The sequence below is a fragment of the Myxococcus virescens genome, from assembly GCF_900101905.1.
GTDB lineage: Bacteria > Myxococcota > Myxococcia > Myxococcales > Myxococcaceae > Myxococcus > Myxococcus virescens.
Map to the genome: position 1 here is coordinate 240,784 of NZ_FNAJ01000006.1, position 24,753 is coordinate 265,536.

At 69.6% G+C, this 24,753-nt stretch carries 19 protein-coding genes; 7 read left to right on the plus strand and 12 right to left on the minus strand.

What is annotated here, in order from left to right:
- Positions 1–28 precede the first annotated feature (28 nt).
- The 5 genes from BLU09_RS19580 to BLU09_RS19600 form a co-directional block, all read right to left on the minus strand.
- A complete protein-coding gene (locus tag BLU09_RS19580; protein ID WP_090491073.1) occupies positions 29–3,169 on the minus strand; it encodes a multidrug efflux RND transporter permease subunit in 3,141 nt (1,046 codons plus the stop codon).
- Positions 3,170–3,183: 14 nt separating this feature from the next.
- Positions 3,184–4,320 (minus strand): efflux RND transporter periplasmic adaptor subunit, encoded by a 1,137-nt coding sequence (locus tag BLU09_RS19585; protein WP_244171864.1) that lies wholly within the window; start codon positions 4,318–4,320, stop codon positions 3,184–3,186.
- Between the two features lie 242 nt (positions 4,321–4,562).
- The gene (locus tag BLU09_RS19590) at positions 4,563–4,718 is read right to left on the minus strand and encodes a hypothetical protein (protein ID WP_244171865.1); all 156 of its coding nucleotides are present in this window, start codon (positions 4,716–4,718) and stop codon (positions 4,563–4,565) included.
- A gap of 26 nt (positions 4,719–4,744) precedes the next feature.
- Complete coding sequence (locus BLU09_RS19595) at positions 4,745–5,389, minus strand: glutathione S-transferase family protein (protein WP_090491074.1); 645 nt, start codon at positions 5,387–5,389, stop codon at positions 4,745–4,747.
- 87 nt (positions 5,390–5,476) lie between these two features.
- Positions 5,477–6,547 (minus strand): isopenicillin N synthase family dioxygenase, encoded by a 1,071-nt coding sequence (locus BLU09_RS19600; protein WP_090491075.1) that lies wholly within the window; start codon positions 6,545–6,547, stop codon positions 5,477–5,479.
- 62 nt (positions 6,548–6,609) lie between these two features.
- Between BLU09_RS19600 and BLU09_RS19605 the strand changes: the two genes are divergently transcribed.
- Positions 6,610–7,821 carry an MFS transporter gene (locus tag BLU09_RS19605; protein ID WP_090491076.1) on the plus strand — a complete coding sequence of 404 codons (1,212 nt, stop codon included), beginning with the start codon at positions 6,610–6,612 and terminating at the stop codon, positions 7,819–7,821.
- 30 nt (positions 7,822–7,851) lie between these two features.
- Here the strand turns inward: BLU09_RS19605 and BLU09_RS19610 are convergent, their stop codons facing one another.
- Genes BLU09_RS19610 through BLU09_RS19620 form a run of 3 tightly spaced genes read right to left on the minus strand, consistent with a single transcriptional unit; the run spans position 7,852 to position 13,191 of the window.
- Positions 7,852–9,846, minus strand: coding sequence for an acetyl/propionyl/methylcrotonyl-CoA carboxylase subunit alpha (locus BLU09_RS19610; protein ID WP_090491077.1), 1,995 nt, complete (start codon positions 9,844–9,846; stop codon positions 7,852–7,854).
- Positions 9,847–9,860: 14 nt separating this feature from the next.
- On the minus strand, positions 9,861–11,477 hold the full coding sequence (locus tag BLU09_RS19615) for an acyl-CoA carboxylase subunit beta (protein ID WP_090491078.1): 1,617 nt from the start codon (positions 11,475–11,477) through the stop codon (positions 9,861–9,863).
- 4 nt (positions 11,478–11,481) lie between these two features.
- Complete coding sequence (locus tag BLU09_RS19620; RefSeq protein WP_186817688.1) at positions 11,482–13,191, minus strand: acyclic terpene utilization AtuA family protein; 1,710 nt, start codon at positions 13,189–13,191, stop codon at positions 11,482–11,484.
- A 65-nt stretch (positions 13,192–13,256) separates the two neighbouring features.
- Between BLU09_RS19620 and BLU09_RS19625 the strand changes: the two genes are divergently transcribed.
- Together BLU09_RS19625 and BLU09_RS19630 are read left to right on the plus strand one after the other, a co-directional pair.
- Positions 13,257–13,925 carry a TetR/AcrR family transcriptional regulator gene (locus BLU09_RS19625; RefSeq protein ID WP_011550226.1) on the plus strand — a complete coding sequence of 223 codons (669 nt, stop codon included), beginning with the start codon at positions 13,257–13,259 and terminating at the stop codon, positions 13,923–13,925.
- A gap of 43 nt (positions 13,926–13,968) precedes the next feature.
- The gene (locus BLU09_RS19630; RefSeq protein WP_090491080.1) at positions 13,969–14,847 is read left to right on the plus strand and encodes an SDR family oxidoreductase; all 879 of its coding nucleotides are present in this window, start codon (positions 13,969–13,971) and stop codon (positions 14,845–14,847) included.
- Positions 14,848–14,898: 51 nt separating this feature from the next.
- On the opposite strand, the gene BLU09_RS19635 is transcribed toward BLU09_RS19630, so the two are convergent.
- The 3 genes from BLU09_RS19635 to BLU09_RS19645 form a co-directional block, all read right to left on the minus strand.
- Positions 14,899–16,053: a hypothetical protein gene (locus tag BLU09_RS19635; RefSeq protein ID WP_244171866.1), complete on the minus strand. Its 1,155-nt coding sequence runs from the start codon at positions 16,051–16,053 to the stop codon at positions 14,899–14,901.
- A gap of 188 nt (positions 16,054–16,241) precedes the next feature.
- Complete coding sequence (locus BLU09_RS19640) at positions 16,242–16,706, minus strand: macro domain-containing protein (RefSeq protein ID WP_090491081.1); 465 nt, start codon at positions 16,704–16,706, stop codon at positions 16,242–16,244.
- 48 nt (positions 16,707–16,754) lie between these two features.
- The gene (locus BLU09_RS19645) at positions 16,755–20,162 is read right to left on the minus strand and encodes an amidohydrolase family protein (RefSeq protein ID WP_090491082.1); all 3,408 of its coding nucleotides are present in this window, start codon (positions 20,160–20,162) and stop codon (positions 16,755–16,757) included.
- Positions 20,163–20,322: 160 nt separating this feature from the next.
- Here BLU09_RS19645 and BLU09_RS19650 point away from each other — a divergent pair, with 160 nt between their 5' ends.
- The 4 genes from BLU09_RS19650 to BLU09_RS19665 all read left to right on the plus strand — a co-directional run bounded on the left by BLU09_RS19650 (position 20,323) and on the right by BLU09_RS19665 (position 23,195).
- On the plus strand, positions 20,323–21,324 hold the full coding sequence (locus BLU09_RS19650; RefSeq protein ID WP_090491083.1) for a hypothetical protein: 1,002 nt from the start codon (positions 20,323–20,325) through the stop codon (positions 21,322–21,324).
- Positions 21,325–21,392: 68 nt separating this feature from the next.
- On the plus strand, positions 21,393–21,845 hold the full coding sequence (locus BLU09_RS19655; RefSeq protein WP_090491084.1) for a PaaI family thioesterase: 453 nt from the start codon (positions 21,393–21,395) through the stop codon (positions 21,843–21,845).
- Positions 21,842–22,306 carry a PaaI family thioesterase gene (locus BLU09_RS19660; RefSeq protein WP_090491085.1) on the plus strand — a complete coding sequence of 155 codons (465 nt, stop codon included), beginning with the start codon at positions 21,842–21,844 and terminating at the stop codon, positions 22,304–22,306. The genes BLU09_RS19655 and BLU09_RS19660 overlap by 4 nt, the downstream gene beginning before the upstream one ends.
- Before the next feature lie 157 nt (positions 22,307–22,463).
- Positions 22,464–23,195 (plus strand): DUF4142 domain-containing protein, encoded by a 732-nt coding sequence (locus tag BLU09_RS19665; RefSeq protein ID WP_244171867.1) that lies wholly within the window; start codon positions 22,464–22,466, stop codon positions 23,193–23,195.
- 2 nt (positions 23,196–23,197) lie between these two features.
- Here BLU09_RS19665 and BLU09_RS19670 read toward each other — a convergent pair whose 3' ends face one another.
- Positions 23,198–24,634, minus strand: a complete 1,437-nt coding sequence (locus BLU09_RS19670; protein WP_090491087.1) for a protein kinase domain-containing protein — start codon at positions 24,632–24,634, stop codon at positions 23,198–23,200.
- Positions 24,635–24,753: the final 119 nt, after the last annotated feature.

Here is a 24,753-nt window from a genome sequence, read left to right on the forward strand (position 1 = left end):
AGCCTCCACCCGCCAGCGCCCGGCCGCGCTAACTGTTCTCCGCGGGCGCGTGCTGCACGAGAGGAGCCGGGCTCGCCGACTCGCGCCGTTTGAGCAGGCTCCGCACGGCGACGTAGAACGCGGGCACCAGGAAGATGGCCAGGACGGTGCCTGACACCATGCCGCCGAATACGCCCGTGCCGATGGCCCGCTGCGTCTCCGCGCTCGCGCCGCTGGCCACCACCAGCGGCACCACGCCCAGGGCAAAGGCGAGTGACGTCATCAGGATGGGACGGAAGCGCAGCCGCGCCGCCTCCACCGCCGCCTGGAGCGGTGAGCGCCCCTGCTCCTCGAGCTGCTTCGCGAACTCGACGATGAGAATCGCGTTCTTCGCGGACAGGCCGATGATGGTGATGAGGCCCACCTTGAAGAAGATGTCGTTCATCAGTCCGCGTGACATCACCGCGGCCAGCGCGCCAATGAGCCCCAGCGGCACGACGAGCATGACCGACAGCGGAATCGACCAGCTCTCGTAGAGCGCCGCCAGCACCAGGAAGACGACGAGCATCGACAGCGCCAGGAGGATGGGCGCCTCCGAACCGGAGAGCCGCTCCTGGTAGGAGAGCCCCGTCCACTCCACCGCGAAGCCGGCTGGGAGTTCGCCCGCGATGCGCTCCATCTCCGCCATGGCGTCACCGCTGCTGAAGCCCGGTGCCGCCGCCCCGGCGATGCGCACGGCGGGGTAGCCGTTGTAGCGGACCAGCTGCATGGGTCCCCGCTCCCAGACGGGCTCGGCCACCGAGGACAGGGGCACCATCTGCCCGCGCGCGTTGCGCACGGGGAGCTTGAGCACGTCCTCCACCTGCATGCGGGACTCCGCGCGCGCCTGCAGGATGATTTGCTGCATGTAGCCCTTGTTGGGGAAGTCGTTGACGTACGTCGACCCCAGCGCGGTGGAGATGACCGAGTTGATTTCCGCGAACGACACACCGAGCGCCGCCGCGCGCTCGCGGTCCACCTGGATTCGCACCGTCGAGCCGTCCGGCAACCCCTCCTGATAAGGGAAGGCGATGACCGGACTGTCCGAGGCGCGCCGGAGGACGTGGTTCATGGCGTCGTTGAGCGCCTTCGGGCCGTGTCCGGAACGGTCCTCCAGCCGCATGGCGAAGCCCGCGCTGTTGCCGAGCCCGTCCACCGCGGGCGGCAGCACGTTGATGACCATGCCCTCCCGCGGAGAGGCGAAGCGCGCGTTGGCGGCGGCGACCTCACCCGCCGCCGTCTCCCCCTGGCGCTCGTCCCAGTCGCGCATCATCACGAACATGAGGCCGGCGTTCGCCCCCGAGCCGAAGAAGCCGAAGCCCTGGATGGTCAGCACGTCCTGGATGCCCTCGCGCTCGCTCAAGAAGGCCTCCAGCTCCCCGAGCACGCTGTTCGTCCGCTCGGCCGTGGCGTCCGACGGGAGCTGCACCGAGACGTTGAGGAACCCCTGGTCCTCCTCCGGGAAGAAGGCGCCCGGCAGCCGCCAGAACGCCAGGGCGACCATGGCGACCACCACGGCATACGCGAAGAACGCCCGACCCAGGCGTCCGACAATGGCCCGGGTCCAGTTCGCATAGCGCCCCGTCACCCGCTCCAGGAGCCGGTTGAACCCGCCGAAGAAGCCGCGGCGCTTCCCCGCGTGGCCGGGCTCCACCGGGCGCAGCAGCGTCGCGCAGAGCGCCGGGGTGAGCGTGAGCGCGAGGAACGCGGAGAAGAGAATCGACACGGCCATCGCCAGGCTGAACTGGCGGTAGATGGTGCCGACGGAGCCCGTGGCGAACGCCATGGGGATGAACACGGACGTGAGCACCAGGGTGATGCCGATGACGGCGCCCGTGATTTCCTTCATCGCCTTCTTCGTGGCCTCGAGGGGAGAAAGCCCCTCCTCCGCCATGAGGCGCTCGACGTTCTCGACCACGACGATGGCGTCATCGACGATGATGCCAATCGCCAGCACCATGCCGAACATCGTCAGGACGTTGATGGAGAACCCCGACGCCAGCATCACCGCGAAGGTCCCCAGCAGCGCGATGGGCGCGACGATGGCGGGAATCAGCGTGTAACGCACGCTCTGCAGGAAGAGATACATCACCGCGAAGACGAGCAGCATCGCCTCGAAGAAGGTCTGGACGACCTTCTGGATGGAGACGCGCACGAACGGCGCCGCGTCGTACGGAATCGTGTACTCGACGCCCGCGGGGAAGGCCCGGGAGAGGTCCGCCATCCGCTCGCGGATGCGCTCGGAGGTATCGAGCGCGTTCGCCCCCGGGGCCAGCTGCACGCCGAACGTGGCGGCGTTCTTCCCATTCTGCCGGGTGGACGAGGCGTAGCTCTGGGGCCCCAGCTCCACCTTGGCGAGCTCCTTGAGCAGCACGTTTGAGCCATCCGGATGGGCCCGGATGATGACGCGCTCGAAGTCCGCGACGTCCAGGAGCTGCCCCTGGAGCATCAGGGGGGTGGTGACGCGCTGGCCTGGAACCGCGGGCATGTCCCCCAGCCGTCCGGGAGAAGCCTCCGCGTTCTGTGCGCGAATCGCCGCCGCGACCTCATCCACGGAGATTCCGTGCGAGATGAGCCGCTCCGGGTCCAACCAGACGCGCAGCGCGCGGGCTGGCGTGAAGAGCTGGACGCGCCCCACGCCGGGCACGCGGCGCAGGTCCTCGACCACGTTGCGGCTCAGGAAGTCCCCCAGTTCGGCCTCGTCGTAGCGACCGTCGCTCGACACGAGCGTGGAGAAGAGCAGGAAGTTGGTGGTGGTCGTCTCCACCTGGAGCCCGAGCTGCCGGACCATCTGCGGCAGCCGCGATTCGACGGTCTTCAGGCGGTTCTGGATGTCGACCTGCGCCAGGTCCGGGTCCGTTCCGGGCGCGAACGTCACCACGATTTGCGCGATGCCCGACGTGTCGCTCGACGACTCGAAGTACAGGATGTTCTTCACGCCGGACAGGCCGCGCTCAATCAACGACACGACGCTGTCGTTCATCGCGGCCGGCGTGGCGCCGGGATAGGTGGCGGTAATCGTCACGCTCGGCGGCGCGATGGACGGGTAGCGCTCGATGGGGAGCCGGGGGATGGAGATGGCTCCGGCGAGCACGATGAAGATGGCAATCACCCAGGCGAAGACCGGGCGTTCAATGAAGAATCTTGGCACGGCTCACTCCAGGTTCAGCGCGAGGCCGGGGCGTGCTGCCACTCGGCGGGGGTGACCTGCTGGCCTGGCGCAAGACGGTCCTGCCCCTCGACCACGATACGCTCTCCGGCGGAGAGTCCCTCCTCCACCAGGTAGCGTCCGCTGACGATGCGTCCGGCGCGGACGTTGCGCGCCTCCGCGGTGTTGTCCTCTCGGACGATGAAGACCTGCGCCTGCCCCTGCGCGTCGTGAAGCACGGCCTGCTGGGGAACGAGGAGCGCACCGGCCACCTCTCCGAGCACGACGCGCGCCTTCACGAACATGCCCGGCAGGAGCTTGCGCTGCGTGTTGGGGACCAGGGCGCGCACCGTGAGCTCGCCGGACCCGGGGTCGACCGAGATGTCCGAGAACTGAACGCGGCCTCGCTCCGGATAGGGCGTCCCCGTCGAGGAGAGCACGATGACCTCCGCCCCCGCTTCCCCGTCACCGCGCTGGAGTGACTGCAAGCCCGCCGCGCGCTCCACGGGTGACTTGATGTCGACGAAGACGCGGTCAATCTGCTGGATGACGCTCAGCGGCGTGGCATCCGCGGGGCCGACGAGCGCGCCCTCGTTGACCTGGGAGATGCCGATGTGCCCCGCGATGGGGGCGGTAATCGTGGCGTAGTCCAGGTCGACGCGGGCCCTGTCCAGCGCCGCGCGGGCGCGCGCCACCTCCGCGTTCGCGATGGCGAGCGCGGCCCGGGCGTCATCGTGCGCCTGCTGGGTGCTCGCGCCTTTCTCGAAGAGGGACTGGATGCGCCTCGCATGCAGCTCCGCCTGCATCCGCCCGGCCTCACTGGCCGCATGGGCCGCCGCCGCGCCTTCCACGTTCGCGCGGAACACCGCCGCTTCCAGTTGGTAGAGCGGCTGCCCCTTCTGGACCGTGTCTCCTTCGGAGAAGCGCCGGCTGCGCACGAGCCCGCCCACCTGCGGGCGGACTTCCGCGACCCGGAACGCGGAGACTCGCGCGGGGAATTCGTCGTGAAGGACAACGGCCTCCCCTTGCACCTTCAGCGTGGACACCTTCTGGACCGGCGGTGCGAAGGCGGCTTCTTCCTGCTTGCCGTCACAGGCGAGCAGCGGGAGCAGCGTCCATGCAAGCAGAAGACGCTTCGAGCGTTGGAGAGGCATTGTCGTCTGGCGAGGAAAACGTCGAGGAACACGCAAAACCATACTTTTCACACAGCACCGCGCCCTGGTCCGCCAGCAGCCAGGGAATGAAGCGTCACCTGCGCCCGAGCAGATGACATGACGAAGGGGGCATCTCGAGACACAAGCCCGTCACTGACGGCCCCCTCACGGGAGCCCCTGACAAATGAATTCTTGGCCGGGGTATTAGCTGGAGACAGACACACACTGACGGCGAGGAGCGCCTACTCCCGGGTGAGCTCCTCGAGCCTTCGGATGACGGCGGCTCTCACTTCAGGCTTGATTCCCTGGTCCTCGAGCAGGTCCGCGAACCACAGGCCGCCGGTCGCGAGCCTGCAGATGACGGATTTGAGGGCCTGAAAAGGCCTCGTTTCAGACATTTACGCCCGGCGGGCTCTCCAGACGCTCAAGCGCGAGGCTGCTGGAACGGCGCCATCTGGGCCGCCAGGGCGCGCTGGAACGCGGGCCGGGCCTCACAGCGTTCCTTGTACGCCTTCAGCGTGGGAAAGCCGTCGAGCACGTCCGTGTGCCGGAGGATGCGGAGCACCGTCACCATCATCAGGTCGCCCGCCGTGAAGCGGTCCTCCAGGTACTCGCGCTCACCCAGATGCGCCGCGAGTTCTCCCAGACGCGCCTTCAGCGACTCCACCACGCCCGGCCTGCGCAGCTTCGCCCACTCCTCCTGGGCGAAGAACAGGTCCACCTCGGCGAGCGGCTGAATCGCGATTTCGATGGAGTTGAGCGCCGCGAAGAGCCACGTCACCGCGCGAGCCCTGCCCGCCGCGTCCGCCGGCAGCAGCGCCTCACACTTGTTGGCGATGTGGAGCACGATGGCGCCTGATTCAAAGAGGACGAGGCCGTCCTCCTCCAGCACCGGCACCTGGCCGAAGGGCTGGAGCTTGCGGTAGTCGGGCGAGGCCTGGACTTTGTTGTCGATGAGCTTCACCTGATACGGCAACCCCGCCTCCTCGAGCGCCCACCGCACCCGGAGGTCCCGCACCAGGCCCTGTGCGAACGGCGGAACCCACTTGAACGCGCTGACGGTCATCATCGTGATGTCTCCTGGTCGGTGAGCAGTTTGCGCGCGCCGAAGCGCGTCATCCGCCGCAGCGCTCTCAAGCATGCGACCCGGGCTCCGTCAACGCGGTAACGGTCCTCGGGGTGTCTCCTCTGGCAGTGCCGCGGGCGCTCGCTCCCACACCCGCCGCACCAGCTCCGGAAACACCTTGGACACCTTGTCCAGCAGGTAGTCGCCGTACGTCCCCTGGAAGGCGTGGACGCTGGCACCATCCCAGCGGCGGGCGCGGTCCTCATCGACGTCAGCGCCCGCGCCGCGTGGCAGGGGGTGGACCTCGGCGGCGAAGTCCGGGTCGAAGAAGAGTGGGAAGGACAGCCTGTCCTTGCCGCTCACGTTCTTCACCCGGTGCGGCGTGGAGCGGTACCACCCGCCTGTCATCCGGTCGAGCATGTCGCCGATGTTGCACACCAGCGTCCCGGGCAGCGGCGGTGCCTCCACCCAGCCGCGCGGCGTCTTCACCTGCAACCCGCCGTTGTCGTCCTGGGCCAGCAGCGTGAGCAGCCCGTAATCGGTGTGCTCGCCCACGCCCCAGCTTTCGTCCTCGTGCTGGGGCTCCGCGGGGTAATGGAAGATGCGGAAGAGCACCGTCGGGTCCGCCGTGTAGTGCCGCCGGAAGTAGTCCGTGTCCAGGCCCAGGCTCAGCGCCATGCCCTCCATCAGCGCATGCGCGGCGCGCGTGCAGGCCGCCACGTAGTCGAGCACCGCCGCGCGCAGCTCCGGCACCTCCGCGGGCCACAGGTTGGCGCCGTGCAACGGCCAGCCGGCCTTGACGCGCGGGTGCTCGCTTCCAAGCTCCGTGCCCAGATACAACCCCTCCTTCCGGTCCGGACGCCCTGAGGTCAGCTCCCCCCCGAGTGGAAACCAGCCTCGCCACGCGACACCGCCCATCGACATGGCGATGGCCTCCTTCGCCACCCGGGGCAGCGCGAAGAAGCGGTGGCTCTCCCGCTCCAGCCGCGCGAGCACCTCGCCGGACACGCCGTGGCCCGTCACGTAGAAGAAGCCGCTGTCGCGACAGGCCTGCTCGATTTCACGCGCGACGCGCGCACGCTCGGTGACGCGGGATGCATCGAACAGTGACGCCATGTCGATGACGGGCAAGCCGCCCCGTGCGGAATCCGGACCTGTCATTCCCGGGAGCCTACACAGGTCTGGACCCCGGCAGGGCGCGGGGCGAGAGTCCGCCCGCCTCCATGACGATGCATTCTCCTCCGGAAGCTCCCCACACCCCGTTGTCCACCGGGCTCGTGTGGCTGATGGCCGCCGCTTCGGGCGCCACCGTCGCGAACCTCTATTACAACCAGCCGCTGCTGGGAGACATCGGCGCGGCCCTGGGGGCCTCGGGGAGCGCGCTGGGGCTGGTGCCCATGCTGACGCAGGTGGGCTACGCGGTGGGGATGCTCTTCATCGTCCCGCTGGGCGACAGCCTGGAGCGGCGGCGGGTCATCGTCACCATGAACACGCTGGTGGCACTGGCGCTCGTTGGCGTGGCCCTCGCGCCGACGCTGCACTGGATGGTGGCCGCGAGCTTCGTCGTGGGCGTCACCACCATCATTCCCCAGCTCCTCGTCCCCTTCGCGGCGCACCTGGCGCCCGCCGCGCAGCGAGGCCGGGTGGTGGGCACCGTCATGAGCGGTGTGCTGATGGGCATCCTCCTGTCCCGGACGGCGGCGGGCTTCGTCGGGACGCACCTGGGATGGCGCACCATGTTCTGGATTGCGGCGGGGCTGATGCTCGCGCTGGCCGGCGTGCTCCGCTTCACGCTGCCGTCCCAGCCGCCCATGGCCTCCATGCCGTATCCGCAACTGTTGCGCTCGCTCATCCACCTGGCGCGCACCGAGCCCGTGCTGCGGCTGCACGCGGTGCTGGGCGCGCTCAGCTTCGGCGCGTTCAGCGTGTTCTGGTCCACGCTGGCGCTGTACCTCCAGAGCCTGCCGCAGAAGTACGACGCGCAGGTCGCGGGGCTGTTCGGCGTCGTGGGCGTGGCGGGCGCCGCCGTGGCCCCGCTGGTGGGCCGCCATGCCGACAAGCGCGGGGACCGGCGCATCAACGGAGCGGCCATCGTCGTGTTGCTGCTGTCGTTCGTCGTGATGTGGCCCCTGGGACGCTGGCTTTGGGGCATCGCGCTGGGCGTGGTGCTGCTCGATTTGGGCGTCCAGGCGAACCAGATTTCCAATCAGACGCGGGTGTACTCGCTGCGTCCGGAGGCCCGCAGCCGGCTGAACACGCTCTACATGGTGACGTACTTCGCGGGCGGCGCCGCGGGCTCGTGGCTGGGGACCTTCGCCTGGACGCACTGGGGATGGGGCGGGGTGTGCGCCTCCGGCGCCGCGCTGTGTGTCGTGGCCCTGTTGGTGCTCAAGCGAGGGCCGAAGGGCGGCGCGCCTGAAGCGGCGGAGGCCTGACGCTCCGCCGCTCGAGCCAGGCCGAATCGCTCAGGAAGCCTTCTCCGCCGCCAGCGACACCAGGAGCTGCTTCGCCTTCACCTGGCTGCCCACGGACACGTTGAGCTCCGCGACGGTGCCCGTGACGTCCGCCACCACCTGGAACTCCATCTTCATGGCCTCCAGCACCAGCAGGACGTCCCCGGGCTTCACCGCCGCGCCCACCTGTGTGTCCACGCGCAGGATGCGCCCGTCCATCGGCGCCGCCAGCCGTCCGCTGCCCACGCCATCCGACTTCGACGGTGGACGGAACGTTACGTCCGTCACGGCGTGCGCGCCCGAGCCCAGGTCCAGCCACAGCGTGTCTCCGTCCCGCAGGTAGCGTGCGCGGCCCCGCGTCCCGGCGCAGGAGAAGTCGAGCACGCCCGCGGACAGCCCCCACACGGACACGTCGAACGACGAATCCCCCGTGTCCACCTCGTACCCTTCCGCGGACACGGGCTGGACGGTGACGGACGCTTCCGCGCCACGGCTCGCGAGCTTCATCCGCACGGGGTGGCGGTGGGACGTGTTCCAGTTCAGCAGGGACACATCCAGTCCCGCCGTGTCCGCCAGCTTCAGGCCTTCGTCGTGGAAGAGCAGCGCCGCCGCCAGCGCCCTCGCCTTCGCGTCCGTCTGGTACAGCGCTTCCACCTCCGTCGCAGGCGCGTGCTTCGCGATGAACGCCGTGTCGTACTCCCCCGAGCGGAACGCCGCGTGCTCCAGCACGTACAGCAGCAGGTTCTTGTTGGTGGTGACGCCGAACACCGTCAGCTCGCGCAGCGCCTCCACCAGCCGCCGGCGCGCCGTCTCCCGGTCCGGGCCGTGCGCAATCACCTTCGCCTGCATGGAGTCATAGAAGGGCGGAATCTCCTGCCCCTCCCGCACGCCGTGGTCGATGCGCACGCCCTCGCGCACCGGCAGCCTCCACGTCAGCAGCCGCCCGGCCTGGGGCGCGTAGCCCTTCGCCGGGTCCTCCGCGCAGAGGCGGACCTCGATGGCATGCCCCGACGCGGAAATCGCCTCCTGCGTCCGGGGCAGCTTCTCCCCTGCCGCCACGCGGAGCTGCCACTCCACCAAATCCAACCCGGTAATCAGCTCCGTCACCGGGTGCTCCACCTGGAGGCGCGTGTTCATCTCCATGAAGTAGAAGTCACCGCTCGGCGCGAGGAGGAACTCGAGGGTCCCCGCTCCCCGGTAGCCAATGGCCCGAGCCGCCGCCACCGCCACCTCGCCCATGCGCGCGCGCAGCGCCGGGCTCACCGCCGGTGACGGACTCTCCTCCACGATTTTCTGGTGCCGGCGCTGCACCGAGCAGTCCCGCTCGCCCAGGTGCACCACGTTGCCGTGCGTATCCGCGAAGACCTGGACCTCCACGTGCCGCGCGTCGATGACGGCCTTCTCCAGGATGAGCTCGCCGCTCCCGAAGGCATTCGTCGCCTCCGAGCGCGCCGCGCGCAGGGCCGCGCGAAGCTGCGACGCCTCGTGCACCAGCCGCATGCCGCGCCCGCCGCCACCCGCCGCCGCCTTGACCATCAGCGGGAAGCCGATGCGCTCGCCCTCCAGCGCCAGCGCCTCATCATCCAGGTCGGACGCCTCGTAGCCAGGAATGCAGGGCACGCCCGCCGCCATCATGCGCAGCTTCGCCTGACGCTTGTTGCCCATCAGGGTGATGGCCTCGGGCTCCGGGCCGATGAACACCAGGCCCGCGTCGCGGCAAGCGCGCGCGAAGTCCGCGTTCTCCGACAAGAAGCCGTAGCCCGGGTGGATGGCCTCCGCGCCGGACGTCTTCGCCGCTTCCAGAATCTTCCCGATGACGAGGTAGGACTCCTTCGCCGGAGACGGCCCAATGGCCACCGCCTCGTCCGCCGCCAGCACGTGCGGCGCGCCGCGGTCCGCCTCGGAGAACACCGCCACGGTGCGGTAGCCCAGCCGCTGGCAGGTGCGAATCACCCGGACGGCAATCTCGCCGCGGTTCGCGATGAGGACCTTTTTGAAGCGCTCCATCGTGTCCGCTCCTCTCACAGCCGCGCGACGCCGAACGTGTTGGGATGGACCTGCCGCCGCTTCGCCTCACGGCACACCGACAGCGCGAACCCGAGCACCCGCCGCGTGTCCCGCGGGTCGATGAGCCCGTCGTCGAACATCCGCGCGCTGCAGTTGAACGGATGCGACTCCTTGTCGAACTGGTCGATGATGGGCTGGCAGAACGCCTTGAGCTGCTCCTCGTCCACCACCTGCCCCTGCCGGGCCAGCTTCTCTCCGAAGACGATGGACATCACCTTCGCCGCCTGCTCGCCGCCCATGACGGCGGTGCGCGAGTTGGGCCACCCGAAGATGAAGCGCGGGTGGAACGGACGGCCGCACATGCCGTAGTTGCCCGCGCCGAACGCGCCGCCAATCAGCACCGTGAGCTGCGGCACCGTCGCGTTGGCCACGGCCTGAATCATCTTCGCGCCGTGCTTCACGATGCCCCCCTGCTCCGGCTGCGTGCCCACGAGGTAGCCCGTGGTGTTCTGCAGGTAGAGGATGGGCGTGTCCTTCTGGCAGCACAGCTGGATGAACTGCGCCGCCTTCGTCGCGCCCTGGGGCGAAATCGGCCCGTTGTTTCCGATGATGCCCAGCGGGTGGCCGTACAGGTTCGCCCAGCCACAAACGGTGTGCGCGTCGTACTCGTCCTTGAAGCCGGTGAACTCCGAGCCGTCCACGATGCGCGCGATGACCTCGCGGCAATCGTAGGGTTTGCGGTAGTCCACGGGCACGGCGCCGCAGAGCTCGTCGGGCGAGTACACGGGCTCGGCATAGGCGGGGCGCTCGGTGGGCGGGAGCTGCGCGTTCCACCCGAGCTTCGCCACGATTTCGCGGGCCATGCGGATGGCGTCCGCGTCGTCCTCCGCCAGGTAGTCCGCGGTGCCCGCCACCGTGGCGTGCATCTGGGCGCCGCCCAGCTCCTCATCCGTGGCGACTTCCCCCGTGGCCGCCTTGAGCAGCGGCGGGCCCGCGAGGAACACCTTCGCCTTCTTCTTCACCATCACCACGTAGTCGGACAGGCCCGGCAGGTACGCGCCGCCCGCCGTGCTTGAGCCGTGCACCACTGTCACCTGGGGGATGCCCGCCGCCGACAGCCGCGCCTGGTTGTAGAAGGTCTCCCCACCCGGGATGAAGATTTCCTGCTGGTACATCAGGTTGGCGCCGCCGCTCTCCACCAGCGACACCATGGGCAGCTTGTTCTCCAGCGCCAATGCCTGCGCGCGCAGCGCCTTCTGCACGCCCCACGGCGACGCGGTGCCGCCCTTGATGGCGGAGTTGTTCACGAAGACGATGCACCGCACCCCGGACACGTAGCCGATGCCGATAATGCTGTTGCCGCCCGCCAGCGAGCCGTCACTGTCGTCGTGGTAGCCATAGCCACACAGCGTGGACAGCTCCAGGAAGGGCGAGCCCCGGTCGAGCAGCAGCATCAGCCGCTCCCGAGGCAGGAGCTGCCCACGCTTGTGGAACTTCTCCTTCGCCTGGTTCTCCGTGTTGCGGACCTTCGCCTCGATGGCGCGCAGCTCCGATACGCGGGCCAGCATGTCCGCGCGGTTCGCCTTGAAGGATTCGGAGCCCGGGTCGATTCGCGAGGTGATGCGTGGCATCGGTCTACTCCTGTCCTTCGCGCAGCAGCGCCTCGGGAATGTCCATGTGCCGCGAGCGCAGCCACTCGCCCAGCGCCTTGCCCTGCGGGTCAAAGCGGGTGGACGAGGAGACGCCCTCCCCCAACAAGCCATCGACGACGAAGTTCAGCCCCCGCAGGTTGGGGAAGATGTGCCGCTCGATGCGCAGCGGCGCGGCCTCCGGGAGCAGCTCGCGCAGCTTCTCTTCCGTGAGCGCATGCGCCAGCCACCGCCAGGCCGCGTCCGTGCGCGCCCAGACGCCGATGTTCGCCGTGCCGCCCTTGTCACCACTGCGCGCGGCGACGATGCATCCTAGCGGAACCCGGCGCGTGGGGCCGCCCGGCACTGGCGACGGCAGCGGCGGCGGCTCCACGGGCTCCAGCGAGCGCGTCTCGCCGGGAGGCGTGATGGCGGTGCGCGTTCCATCCTCGAGGACGGCGACATGCTCCACACGCCCCGCTTCGACATAGGCGGGCGTGTAGACGCCATACGGCGCGCCGTCGGAGGGAGGCGCCGTCATCGTGAAGCCGGGATAGCTGCCCAGCGCCAGCTCCACCGCCGCGCCGCTGAAGGCCCGGCCCACCACCTTCGCGTCGGCGTCCTTCACCACCACGCGAAGGAAGGCGGCGGCCTGCTCCTCGGTGGCCGCGTCCTCGCGGTCCGTCCGCGTCAGCATCCACTGGAGTTCCGTCGGCTTGCGCGTCAGCGCCGCCTCCAGTTGCTCGCGCACCAGTCTCGCCTTCTCCTCGATGTCCAGCCCCACCAGGATGAACGTCGCCTCGTTCCGGTACCCCCCCAGGTTGTTGAGGCACACCTTCATCGTGGGCGGTGGCGGCTCGCCGCGCACGCCGGAGATGCGGACGCGGTCCTTGCCGTGTGACGCCAGGGCAATGGTGTCGAAGCGCGCCGTGGCGTCCGGGCCCGCGTACCGCGCCCCGGTGATTTCATAGACGAGCTGCGCCAGCACCGTGTCCACCGTCACCGCGCCACCCGTGCCCGCGTGCTTGGTGATGACGCTGCTGCCGTCCTCGTACAGCTCCGCCAGCGGGAAGCCGGGGCGCCGCGCGTCCAGCTCCGTGAAGAAGGAGAAGTTGCCGCCCGTGGCCTGCGTGCCGCACTCCAGGACGTGGCCGGCGACCATGGCCCCCGCCAACCGGTCCCAGTCATCCACCTTCCAGCCGAAGTGCGCCGCCGCCGGGCCCACCACCAACGAGGCATCCGTCACCCGTCCCGTGACGACGATGTCCGCCCCCGCGCGCAGGCACGCGGCGATGCCCCACCCACCCAGGTACGCGTTCGCGGTGAGCGGCGAGCCCAGGCCCAGCGCGTCCGCCCGCGCGGAGAGGTCATCTCCCTCCACGTGCGCCACTCGCACCTTCACGCCCAGCTTCGCGGCCACTTCGCGCAGGGCGGCGGCCAGCCCCGCGGGGTTCAACCCTCCCGCGTTGGTGACGACCTTGACCTTCTTCTCCACCACCAACGCCAGGCACTGCTCCATCTGCCTCAGGAACGTCTTGGCATAGCCGGTGGACGGGTCCTTCATCCGGTCCCGGCCCAGTATCAGCATCGTCAGCTCGGCCAGGTAGTCGCCAGTCAGGACGTCGAGCTGGCCGCCTTCGAGCATCTCCCGGACCGCCGAGAAGCGGTCTCCATAGAAGCCCGAGGCATTGCCGACACGCAGGGGGGACGCAGGCATGAGCTCTCCACTCGGCAGCAACGAAAGACGCGTAAGTCTGGGCAGGCGGGTCTAAAAAAGCAAGCGTGCTTGCTTTTTTAACCCTTGGCTCGCATCCTGGCCGGGTGAGTGAGGCATCCGGTACGCCCGGCAGGCAGGAGCAGGAGCGCAGCCGCGTCACGCGCCAGCGTCTGATGGAGGCGGCCATTGGCGCGCTCTCCGAGCTGGGGTGGGCGGGCGCGACGATGACTGTGATTGCCGAGCGAGCGGGCGTGTCCCGGGGCGCCTGTCAGCACCACTTCCCCACCCGCGCCGACCTGGTGGCCGCCGCCGTGGAGTATGTGGGGCACCAGCAGGTGGAGGCCGTGCTCCGCAAGGCCGCCCAGTTGCCGGCCGACGCTCGCCGCACGGAGGCCATCCTCCACATGCTGGCCGGCATCTACCTCAGCCCTGTCTTCACCGCCGCGGTGCAGCTCTGGGTGGCCGCCGTGGCGGACGCGGAGCTGCGCGCGCAGTTGGCCCCGCTGGAGGCCCGCGTGGGGCGGGAGTTCCACCGGCTGACGGTGCAGCTGCTCGGCGTGGATGACAGCGTCGCGGAGGTGCGCGAGCTGATTCAGGGAACGCTCGACCTCATCCGGGGACTCGCGCTGGCCAATCTGCTGAGGGATGACAGCGCGCGCAGGAAGAAGGTCCTCCACCGTTGGGCGCTCACGCTGGACGAGGCCCTGAGCGCCCGGCGCACCCGCAGAGGCTGAGGACCACGGGTTTCATGAACGACCTCCACATCAGGAGCTGACCATGGGTTACCGCTCTCTCTTCGCACCGGGCTGTTTCAGCAACCGCACCATCATCGTCACCGGCGGCGGCAGTGGCATTGGCCGCTGCACCGCGCACGAGCTGGCCGCGCTGGGCGCCAACGTCGTCCTGGTGGGCCGCAAGCCCGACAAGCTGGAGGCTGTCGCGCGGGAAATCCAGGAGGACGGCGGCAAGGTGTCCTTCGAGGTGCTCGACATCCGCGACGAGGAGGGCGTGAAGGCCACCGTGGCGCGCATCATCGCCGCGCACGGCCCCATCCACGGCCTGGTCAACAACGCGGGCGGGCAGTTCCCCTCGCCGCTGTCGGCCATCTCCAAGAAGGGCTTTGACGCGGTGGTGTCCACCAACCTCACCGGCGGCTTCCTGATGGCGCGGGAAGTCTATCTCCAATCCATGAGCAGCCACGGGGGCGCCATCGTCAACATGCTCGCGGACTCGTGGGGCGGCATGCCGGGCATGGGGCACTCCGGCGCGGCGCGCATGGGCATGCTCAACCTGACGCAGACGGCCGCCGTGGAGTGGGCCGCGTCGGGCGTGCGCGTGAATGCCGTGGCGCCCGGCTGGGTGGCCTCCAGCGGCATGGATAGCTACAAGGACGAGGGCGTGCGGGCGATGATTCCCCTCCTCAAGAAGGAGGTGCCGCTCCAGCGGCTCGCCACCGAGTCCGAGGTGAGCGCCGCCATCGTCTTCCTGCTCACCGACGCCGCGGCCTTCATCACCGGCGACGTCATCAAGATTGATGGTGGCGCGTCGTGCAACACCAAGATTTTCCCGCTGGAGGAGACCACCGCCTCCAAGCCCTACGAGGGCTTCCACCGCGCGTCGGCGCCGCGCATCCTCGGGGGTGAGTCGAAGGAGTAGGAACGACACCCCGCTTCCGCCAACGTCGCGCGGAAGCGGGGCGCCGCCAGCTCAGAGGCCGTCCGGGTAGCAGAAGCCGTAGGTGCGGTCGTAGCCGCCACCCGCGAGCGGGTAGGACACGTAGCCCAGCTCCTCACCCGGGCCACAGTCCGAGCGAGCACGGGTGTAGGGGAAGCAGGTGCCGCGGCCCGTGCCGTTCAGGTCGAGGCACACGCCGCGCGCGCCCTCGGCGCCGCAGAACTCCGCGTAGCCCAGGGTGCACTCCTCGCCGATGAGGGCCGGGTCGAAGTCGAAGCCACTGGCCACCTGCACGGCCTGCTCCTGGCACAGTCCCTGGACGCCGCACACGGTGCCCGTGGGGCAGCCCGGGTCGGCGGCCATGAAGTCACACGTGGCCATGCACGTGCTCGACGAACCCCAGGCCGTCGTACAGGCGTAGCCCTCCGCGCAATCCGTGGCCGCCAGTTCGTACTCGCTGGTGGGCGCCGTGTACGTGCACGCCTCGCCGTGCGTCTTGGTTCCGAGCGACCGCTCCAGCGTGCCGTCATCCGCGGCGCGGTTGGTGGCCACGCAGGTGTGGCCGGGGATGTTCGCCGTCAGCGAGCCCTCGCGAGGGTCACACCCGCCGTTGCGGGCGGTGTTCCACGTCGCGAAACGAATCCACCGGCACTCGCCGCCCGCCACCGGCACGGTGCCGGTGTAGGGCGCGTACAGCGGCGGCGCGGCCACGGACTGGCGCAGCGTCACGTTGGCCAGGGCGCCAATCGTCTGCTGCGGTGTCACCTTGAGCGCGAGCAGCAGCGTGCCCGACTCCGCCACGAAGGTCTTCGCCGTGGAGGTACCGGCGTCCTGGACACCCCAGACACACTGTTCACACGTGAAGAGGTTGGTACCTCCAGCCGCCAGGTCATAGGCGCCCGGCGCCGTATTCACATCCAGCCGGATGCGGGCGACGTCCGCCACCGCCGGGTCGCCCTGGTCGGAGAACGAGCCGACGTAGGTCGGCTGCGGGCCATACTGCACCGGCGTCCGCTCGATGCCGTTCGTCAGCTCGCCCATCGTGATTTCGGTACACCCGGCGGGCGGCGACAGCAGCGCCGCCTGCTCCTCCGCGGCGCGCAGCGTCTCCTGCTCAGCGGCAGGAGGCGGGGGGTCCACCGGCTTCTCCGGCGCACCACAGCCCACCACCGCGGTCAGCAATGCCACACTCCAGCGCCACCCACCTGCAAATGCAACTCCAGAACGTCGATTCGCCATGAGGTCCCGTCCAGTTGCCATCCCGGCCATTCGGCTTGCCTCGATTGATTCAAGGCAAAGTTAGAATTAGCCGTAGGGTCTGACATCGAACAACTGCTGCTCCCGTGTTCCTGGTCCCTGCATTCACCTGACGGGACCTATGGCCGGAAGCGCACGACGCTCACGTCGAGAGCGCCAGCTTCCACACCCAGGACCTGGCGCATCAGTTCCAGCGCGCGCGCTTCATCAAAGCTGCCGGAGCCCGCGCCAATGACGGGGAAGGCGACGGAGCGCAAACCCTGCTCGCGGGCCTTCGCCAGGGCATTGCGGACCGAGTCCTGGATGGAGCGCTCCGAGGCGCGCCAGCGCATGTCGATGCCCGCCACGTGGATGATGGCTTTGAATGGCAACCGCCCGGCGGAGGTCACCACCGCCGAGCCCAGGGGCATGGGGCCTGCCTTTGCCACCTCGCGGAAGGGCCCGACCCCGCCCCGGCGCTTGATGGCGCCGGACACCCCCTGCGGCAACAGCAGCCACCAGGGGATGATGTTCCGGTTCCAGGCATTGACGATGGCCTCCACCGGCTGGTCCAGCAAATCCCCTTCGACGACAGAGACGGGCATGGCGCGGACTCTAGCGCCAGCCCGCCTCGGGTGGGGGTGCCTGGGGGCTCAGTCGCACGCGTGCGTGTGCGTGTGCTCCGTGGCCTTCGGGCTCCAGCCTTCGTTCCCGTCCTTCTCGAAGAAGAACTTCGCGCGCGGGCGCTGGCGCGTCCCCACCTCGTTGAGCGTGGCCGCGTCGTACAGGCGCCCGTTCACCATGGTGTAGCGCACCGAGCGGCTGTGCTTGAGGTCCTGCAAGGGATTGCCATCCAGCACGATGAGGTCCGCCAGCTTGCCCTCTTCCAGCGAGCCAATCTCCCCGTCCAGGCCCAGATAGCGCGCCCCGCTCAGCGTCGCCGAGCGCAGCGCCTGGAGCGGCTTCATGCCGCCATGGCCGAACATCCAGAGCTCCCAGTGCGCCGCCAGGCCTTCACGCTGGCCGTGCGCGCCCAACTGCACGCTCACGCCCGCGTCACTCAGCTCGCGCGCCACGGTGGCGGCAGAGAAGTGGTTGAACTCGTCGTCCGGCACATGCATGGACGGCCGGCGGCTGCGCGAATCCACCACCCGGCGCGGGACGAAGGACAACAGGCGCTCGTCCTCCCACACGTTCGTCTTCTGGTACCAGTAGTTCTCACCCCAGACGCCGCCGTAGGCCACGCCCAGCGTCGGCGTGTAGCCGGTGCCGCTCTTGCCCCACAGCTGCTTCACGTCCGCGTAGATGCGCGCCACCGGAATCGCGTGCTCCACGCCCGTGTGCCCGTCCACCACCATCGTCAGGTTGTGCTGGAGCAGCGAGCCGCCCTCCGGCACCACCAGCATGTCCAGCTCGCGCGCCGCCTGGAGCACCTTCTGCCGCTGGTCTCTGCGCGGCTGGTTGTAGCTCTTCACGCTGAAGGCCCCCATCGCCTTCATCCGCCGCAGGTGCGAGCGCGCGTCATCCACCGTCTCAATGGGCGCGCGGTAGCCCGCGCCGGACGCGCCGTAGAGGATGGTGCCCGTGGAGAAGATGCGCGGCGCCACCACGCCGCCCGCCCGGGCCAGCTCACTGGCCGCGAAGACCTCTTCCGACGTGTTCGACGGGTCGTGCAGCGTCGTCACGCCGAAGGCCAGGGACGACGCATGCACCCAGCTCTGCTCGGGCATCAGCCCGTCCATGCCCATGGCCCCATGCCAGTGCACGTCGATGAGGCCGGGCATCAACGTCTTGCCCTTCACGTCCACCACCTTGGCCCCGGACGGCACCTGCACCTTGCCCACCGGGCCCACGGCGACGATGCGGTTGTTCCGCACCACCACCACGCCCTGCTCGATGACCTCGTCACCCTTCATGGTGATGACGCGGCCCCCCACCAGGGCCAGCGTGCCCTCCGGCGCGTCCGCCTTCACCGGGAAGGAGAGGTCCACGCCCTTCTCCGGCGCCTCCGGCAGCTTCTCCGGCGCGCCGTCGATGAAGGCGAAGCTCTCCTTCAGCGCGCGCGTGAAGAGCTCGGGCCCCAGCGCCCAGTGCAGGCGCTGGCTGTCGCCGGACCAGTGCAGGTACTCGCCCGCGTCCCGGCTCACCTTCGCCAGCGGCAACGCCTTCGCGCCGGGCCCCACCGTGGCCGCCTTCGCGCCCACCGCGAAGGGGACGACGAAGGCGTTGAAGTTCTCCCGGAACGCCACCCACCGCTCGTCCGGGGAGACGCGCAGCTCGGTGGCCTCCGCGCTGGTCAGGTGCGTGCGCTCCTCGCTCCCGCTCAACCCGATGCTCTTCAGGGAGCGGACGTCCTCCTTCTCCTTGTGCTCCACGTGCAGGAAGTACACGCGGTCCGAGCGCGCGCCGAAGTGCGGCTGCTCACCGTCACGCGTCAGGCGCTTCGGCGTGCCGCCGCCCGCGGGCATGGCGAACAGGCCCGTGTTCCGGCTCCACAGCCCGGGCATCAGGTAGCCGTCCCCGGACGCGCGATACACCAGCGTCTTGCCGTCCGGGCTGAGCGCGGGCTCCACGTAGTAGCCCGGCTGCTGCGTCAGCACCTTGCCCTCGCCGCCGGTGGCGGGCACCACGCGGATGGTGCCCAGCTTCTCGTCGTCCCACGTCGTGTAGACGATGGAGCGCCCGTCCCGGGAGAACGACGGATAGAACTCCAGGTGGTCGTCTTGCTTCGTCAGGCGCCGGGGCGTGCCCGCCGGCAGCTGCTTCACGTACAGCTTGCCCAGCGCCTGGTACACCACGCGGTCCCCCTTGGGGGACACCTGCACCCAGCGCAGCATCTTCGTGGAGAAGCGCTCGGGGGCCACCGCCTGCGGGCTGCGCACGGCCTCGAAAATCGTGCGCGTCCCTCGCACGCGGAAGGCAATGGGCGTCACCTTCTTCGTGGCCACGTCGATGCGGTGCAGCTTGCCGCCCGCCCAGAAGACAATCGCCTTGTTGTCCGGCGTCCACGCCATGCCCGGATACACGCCGTGGATGGCCCACGTCTCCTGCATGTCCCGGTCGAGCCCGTCGTACAGCGGGCGCTCCGCGCCGGACGCCACGTCGGTGACGTAGAGCACGCTCTTGGCGCGCACCCGGCGGACGAAGGCCAGCTGCTTGCCGTCACGTGACGGCGTGGGGCGGATGGCGCCACCGGGGCCCGTGATGAAGGGCTCGATTTCCTTCGTCTCCAAATCCAACCGCTGGATGGCGTAGATCTGGCCGTTGGGGTCCTTGTTGTATTCGAAGCTCTTCCCCGGCGAGACGTCCTGGCTGAAGTAGACGTGGCGCCCGTCGGGTGAGAAGGCGGGCTCGCCCAAATCCTTCTGGTCGTTGGTGCGCTCGGTGAGCTGCACGCCCTCGCCGCCGGCGCGGTGGTACATCCACACCTCGCCCGCGCCCAGCGAACGCCGCGCGGTGAAGTGCTTGCGCGCCACGATGAACTGCCCGTCCGGGCTCCACGCGGGGCTGTTGAGCAGGCGGAACTTCTCCTCCGTCACCGCCCGCGCATTCGAGCCGTCCCGGTCCACCACCCAGATGTTGTCTCCGCCGCCCCGGTCACTGGTGAAGACGATGCGCTTGCCGTCCGGGCTGAAGCGCGGCTGCATGTCCCACGCGACGCCGGACGTCAGCGCCTTCGCTTCGCCGCCGCCCATGGGCAGCACGTAGATGTCCCCCAGCAGGTCGAAGACGATTTCGTCTCCGCGCGGGCTGACGTCCACGTTCATCCACGTGCCCTCGGTGACGTCGATGTTCACCTGGCGGGCGGGGAAGCCCGGCGCGTCCACCTTCCAGGTGTCTCCCCCTTCCTTCTCCGCCTTCTGCGCGGCCTCACCGGACGGCGGACGCGGGGCGTCTACCTCCGCGGCGCGGGCCGCGTCGCGCGCGGCGTCCTTCGTGTCGGGTGCCGGCCGCGGCGGGTCCTGCCGGACCGAGGGAGGCTTCGCCGGCGCCTGCTGCGCGGCCATGGGCGCGGCGGGCATCAGCAGGACGGCGAGGAGGGAGGAGGTCAGTCGTTTCACCAGAAGTCCTCTTGAGGAAGAAACCGTGTGTCGGGTGGCGGAGACTATCCGGCCCCCAGGGGCTGTTGGATGCCGGCCGAGAACAGGCGAACAGGCGAGCCTCTTCCGGGCCGTGTAGGCTCACACCCGCCGAGCAGCACTGATTCCGGGGGGAGTCTCCATGCAGACGCGTCAGAAGCTCGCCGTGCTCGTCATCCACGGCATTGAAGTGGATGACCCGGGTCTCTATGACACCGCCGTGCGCCTGCTGCGCCAGCACTTCGCGCAGCACGCGGGGGCCGGGCCGGACACACTCGCCGTCGAAACGGTGAACTGGGCCTCCGTGCTGGAAGGCGCGGAGAAGGACCTGCTCGCCCGCTACGCCCCGGCCGACGCGGACACGTACTGGAAATCCCTCTATGACAGCGTGCGCACGGTGAACCAGGGTCACGAGTCCGCGCTCGTGCCGATGATGCTCCGCTTGATGCGGCCGTCCCTGCGCGGAATGGACCTGCGCTACCCCGGCCTGCGGTGGATGCTGGTGCACTTCGTGGGCGACATCATCGCCTACCAGACGAACCCCGCCGACCCGGACGTCTACACGGGCATCCACCGCAAGGTCGCCGAGGCCCTGGGCCGTCTGCGCCAGCAGGCCGGTGACACCGCTCCGCTCTGCGTCATCGCGCACAGCCTGGGCAGCGTCATCGCCAGCAACTACTTCTACGACTTGCAGGCTCAGCGACTGGCCGGGCGGGACATCATCGAGGAGACGGTGCGCGCGGCCCAGGGCAGCTCGCCCCTGGAGCGCGGCGAGACGCTCAGCCACTTCTACACGCTGGGCAGTCCCATGGCTCTGTGGAGCCTGCGCTATCCCCACGCGGAGCTCGACCAGCCCGTGCAGGTCCCCGCGCCGGAGCTGGCACGCCACCATCCGGGGCTTCGCGGACGGTGGCTCAACTTCCACGACGAGGACGACGTGTTCGCCTGGCCGCTCCAGCCCCTCAGCGCCGCCTATCACGCCGCGGTGGAGGACCGCGCCGTGCGCGTGGCCGGCCCGCTCTTCTCGTGGACACCCCTGGTCCACCCCTTCTACTGGTCGGATGACGCGGTGATGCGGGACATCGGCACGTCGCTTGCCCACGCGTGGAGGCAGCTCTCCAGCGCCGCGGCCGTGGCCTCCTAGCGTGGCGTTGCGGGCCCCCGTCAAAACACTGTGCGCCACGCGGCCCTGAATCTGGTATCGCGCCCCTCATGTCGGACGACTTCACGCTTCCTGAAGACAAGGCCGAGCGGATGGAGCGCTGCGCGATCTTCTACACCGACGTCGTGCCCCACAATCACGCGCTGGGGCTGCGGCTGGTGGACATCCGCGCCGCCGAGGCCACCGTCGAACTGCCCTACGCGGAGAACCTCGTCGGAAACCCGGAAACCGGCGTCATCGCCGGCGGCGCGGTGACGACGCTCATCGACGCCACCTGCGGCACCGCCGTTTTCCTCAAGCTGGACCGCTTCGCCCCGCTCGTCACGCTGGACCTGCGCATCGACTACCTGCGCCCCGCGCGGCCTGGCATCGTTCTCACCTGCGTGGCCGAGTGCTACCGGCTCACCCGCCAGGTGGCCTTCGTCCGCGCGTTCGTCCACCAGGGCGACCCGGGCCACCCCGTGGCTTCCGCCCAGGGCACCTTCATGCGGACAGAGGAATGACGACCATGTCCGAGTCCACGAAGCCTCCCCTCGCCGAGCTGGTTCGCCAGGTGCGCAAGACGCGCGAGTACAAGCGCCTCACCGACGCCATCCCCTACACGCGTTTCATGGGCATCGGCGTGGAGAACCTCGCCGGCGAGATGCTCTGCCGCATGGCCTTCAACCCGAGGAACATCGGCAACAGCCTGATTCCCGCCCTGCACGGCGGCACGCTCGGCGCGCTGCTGGAATCCGCCGCCGTCTTCGAGCTGCTGCTGCAGACGAACACCGAGCGCGTGCCGAAGGTCATCTCGCTCACGGTGGACTTCCTTCGCTCCGGCAAGCCGCAGGACACCTTCGCCAAGGCGTTCGTCACCCGCCAGGGCCGGCGCGTGGCCAACGTCCGGGTGGATGCGTGGCAGGACGACCGCACGCGGCCCATCGCCAGCGCGCACGCGTTGTTCCTGCTGTCGGAGCCGTAGGCCTTCCGGGCGTGGCGCCGCTGACGGCGGGATGCCCTCGACACCCTGGAGGCACTGAGACAGGAGCCCTCGCCCCGCTGCCCGCCCCCCTTGCTCCGCGCCATCCTCCGCCTCCACCTTCGGTTTGATGTGTCGCTCGGGACATGGGAGGCAGGCGATGAAGCGATGGATGGGTGGGGTGGTGGCGGGCGCGCTCGCACTGGGCGGCGGCGCTCTGGCGCAGCAGAACGGCACGGACGACACGGAGAGCATGGTCCGCATGGGCCGTCCGGAGGCCATCGACCAGGGGCAGGCCCCGGAGCCGTTCGAGGAAGGCACGGGGGGCGCCGGTTCCCAGGGCACTCCGCCTGATGCGCGCGGCGTGGCGCTGCTGCGGCAAGGCCTGCTGCCCATCCCCACCGACGAGAAGGCGTTCCTCGACGAGCTCCACCAGGCCAACCAGCATGAGGTGGAGCTGGGCCAGCTCGCTCAACGGCAGGGCAGCGCGCAAGGCGTGAAGGACTACGGCGCACGGCTGGTGAAGGACCACGGGCAAGCAGACCAACGCCTCATGGCCTACGCCCGGAAGCAGAACCTGACGCTGGCCGAGCCCCAGGCGGACACCGACTTCGCCAGGACGATGGAGCGCGCGGAAGAAGCGTCGATGGCGAAGCTCCAATCCCTCCAGGGCCCCGCGTTCGACCGCGCCTTCCTGGCCGCCATGGTGGGCGACCATGACGCGGACATCGCCAAGGTGATGGCGGGGCAGCAGCAGTTCTCCGGCAACGCCGGGCTGCAAGCGCTGCTCGGGGACATGCTGCCTACGCTGCGCGAACACCGGCAGCAGGCGTACCGGCTGCTGGGACAGGAAACTCCCCGCCAGGCACGCAGGGCTCCCGGCGGCCGCTGACGTCAGCGCGCGGTGATGTCCAGGACTCGGGACTTCATCTCTCCGGCGTGGCTCCACGTAATCAGGTCCGTGCTGCCCGCCTCCTTCCCCCTCAGACGCACCACGCCCTGACGCGGCACGGTGACTTCGACGAGGCTCGGTTCGCCCACCGCGATGCGCTGGAGTCCAGGAACGACCAGTTCGTGCACGTCGCCGACGCGCAGGACAACCGGCGATGCGGCCATGCGCCCGGGCCTCTCGGCTCGCGGCGTGGCGGCGTCGGACTGGAACAGAAAAGACGGCTTCCACAGGAGCACGCCCAGGACCACCAGGGAACCCGCTCCCGCCAGGGCCAGGATGCTCCGGCGACCCCATGCCGGCGAAGGCAGGGAGAGCACCGCCATCAGCGCCTCCATGCTGGGGAAGCGATCCTCGGGCGCGTTCGCGAGCCCCCGCGCCAGCGCGGTGCGGAGATGCCTCGGCACGCTCGACGTTCGCGGTGCGGCGGAGCCAGCAAGGTGGCCGGGGCGCTCACCGTGGAGCGCTTCGTGGAGCGCGACACAAAAGCTGTACTGGTCGCTGCGGTCGTCCACGGCCCTCCCCGCGCGCTGCTCGGGAGACATGTACGCCGGCGTTCCCGCGGCCTGCCCCCACTCCGTGAGCATGGGGACCTTCGATGAACCCTCGCTCACATCGGCCGGCGCCTCGGGAGACGCCCCCGTGCCGCGCCTCGCGAGCCCGAAGTCCGTGACGCGTACCCGGCCATCGCGCCCCACCAGCACGTTGGACGGCTTGAAGTCGCGGTGCACCATGCCCGCGCGATGGGCGGCGGCCAGCCCCGCTCCCGCTGCCAGGAAGACATCCAACACGTCTCGCCATGGACGCTCGCGTTCCCGAAGCCAGTCCGCGAGCGTCGTGCCGTCCACCCACTCCATGGCCAGGAAGTCGTGCCCCTCCGCCGTCCCCAACTCGAAGAGCGGCAGCACGTTGGGATGTGAGAGCCGCGCCATTGCCTGGGCCTCCCGAAGCAGCCGCTCACGACCCTGGTCCTGCGCGCCCGCGAGCAGCGGCCTCAACAGCTTGAGCGCCACCCGCCGCCCCAGCCGCAGGTCATCCGCCGCGTACACCACGCCCATCCCTCCCATGCCCAACACGCCCTGCAGCAGATAGGCCCCCAGCCGCGTCCCTGGCGGCAGGACCCGCTCCTCCCGCGCGTCCGGCAACGTCGCCGCGCCCGTGTCCCACCGCGTGGACGCCTCCGCCTCACGCTCAACGGTGACCGCGCCCGGCAGGGAGGAACTGGCCGCCACCGCCGCCACCAACGCCCGGCAGTCCGCGCAACCGTCGAGGTGTGCTTCCACCACCACCACCTTCCCCACGGGAGCCGAGCCACTGACAAAGGCCGCGAGCAGGTTCTCATCCGGACATGCGGACATCGGAGGACGGTGCAACGGGTTCATGGCGCGCCTCGAATCATCGCAGCCCGGGTCCGCGCCGAACAGCCCACCCGAGACTTCCCACCCTCGAAGGCAGCTCCGCTGGCGCGCCGGCCTGACCTCCCACCTCGTGTCAGCCCCTC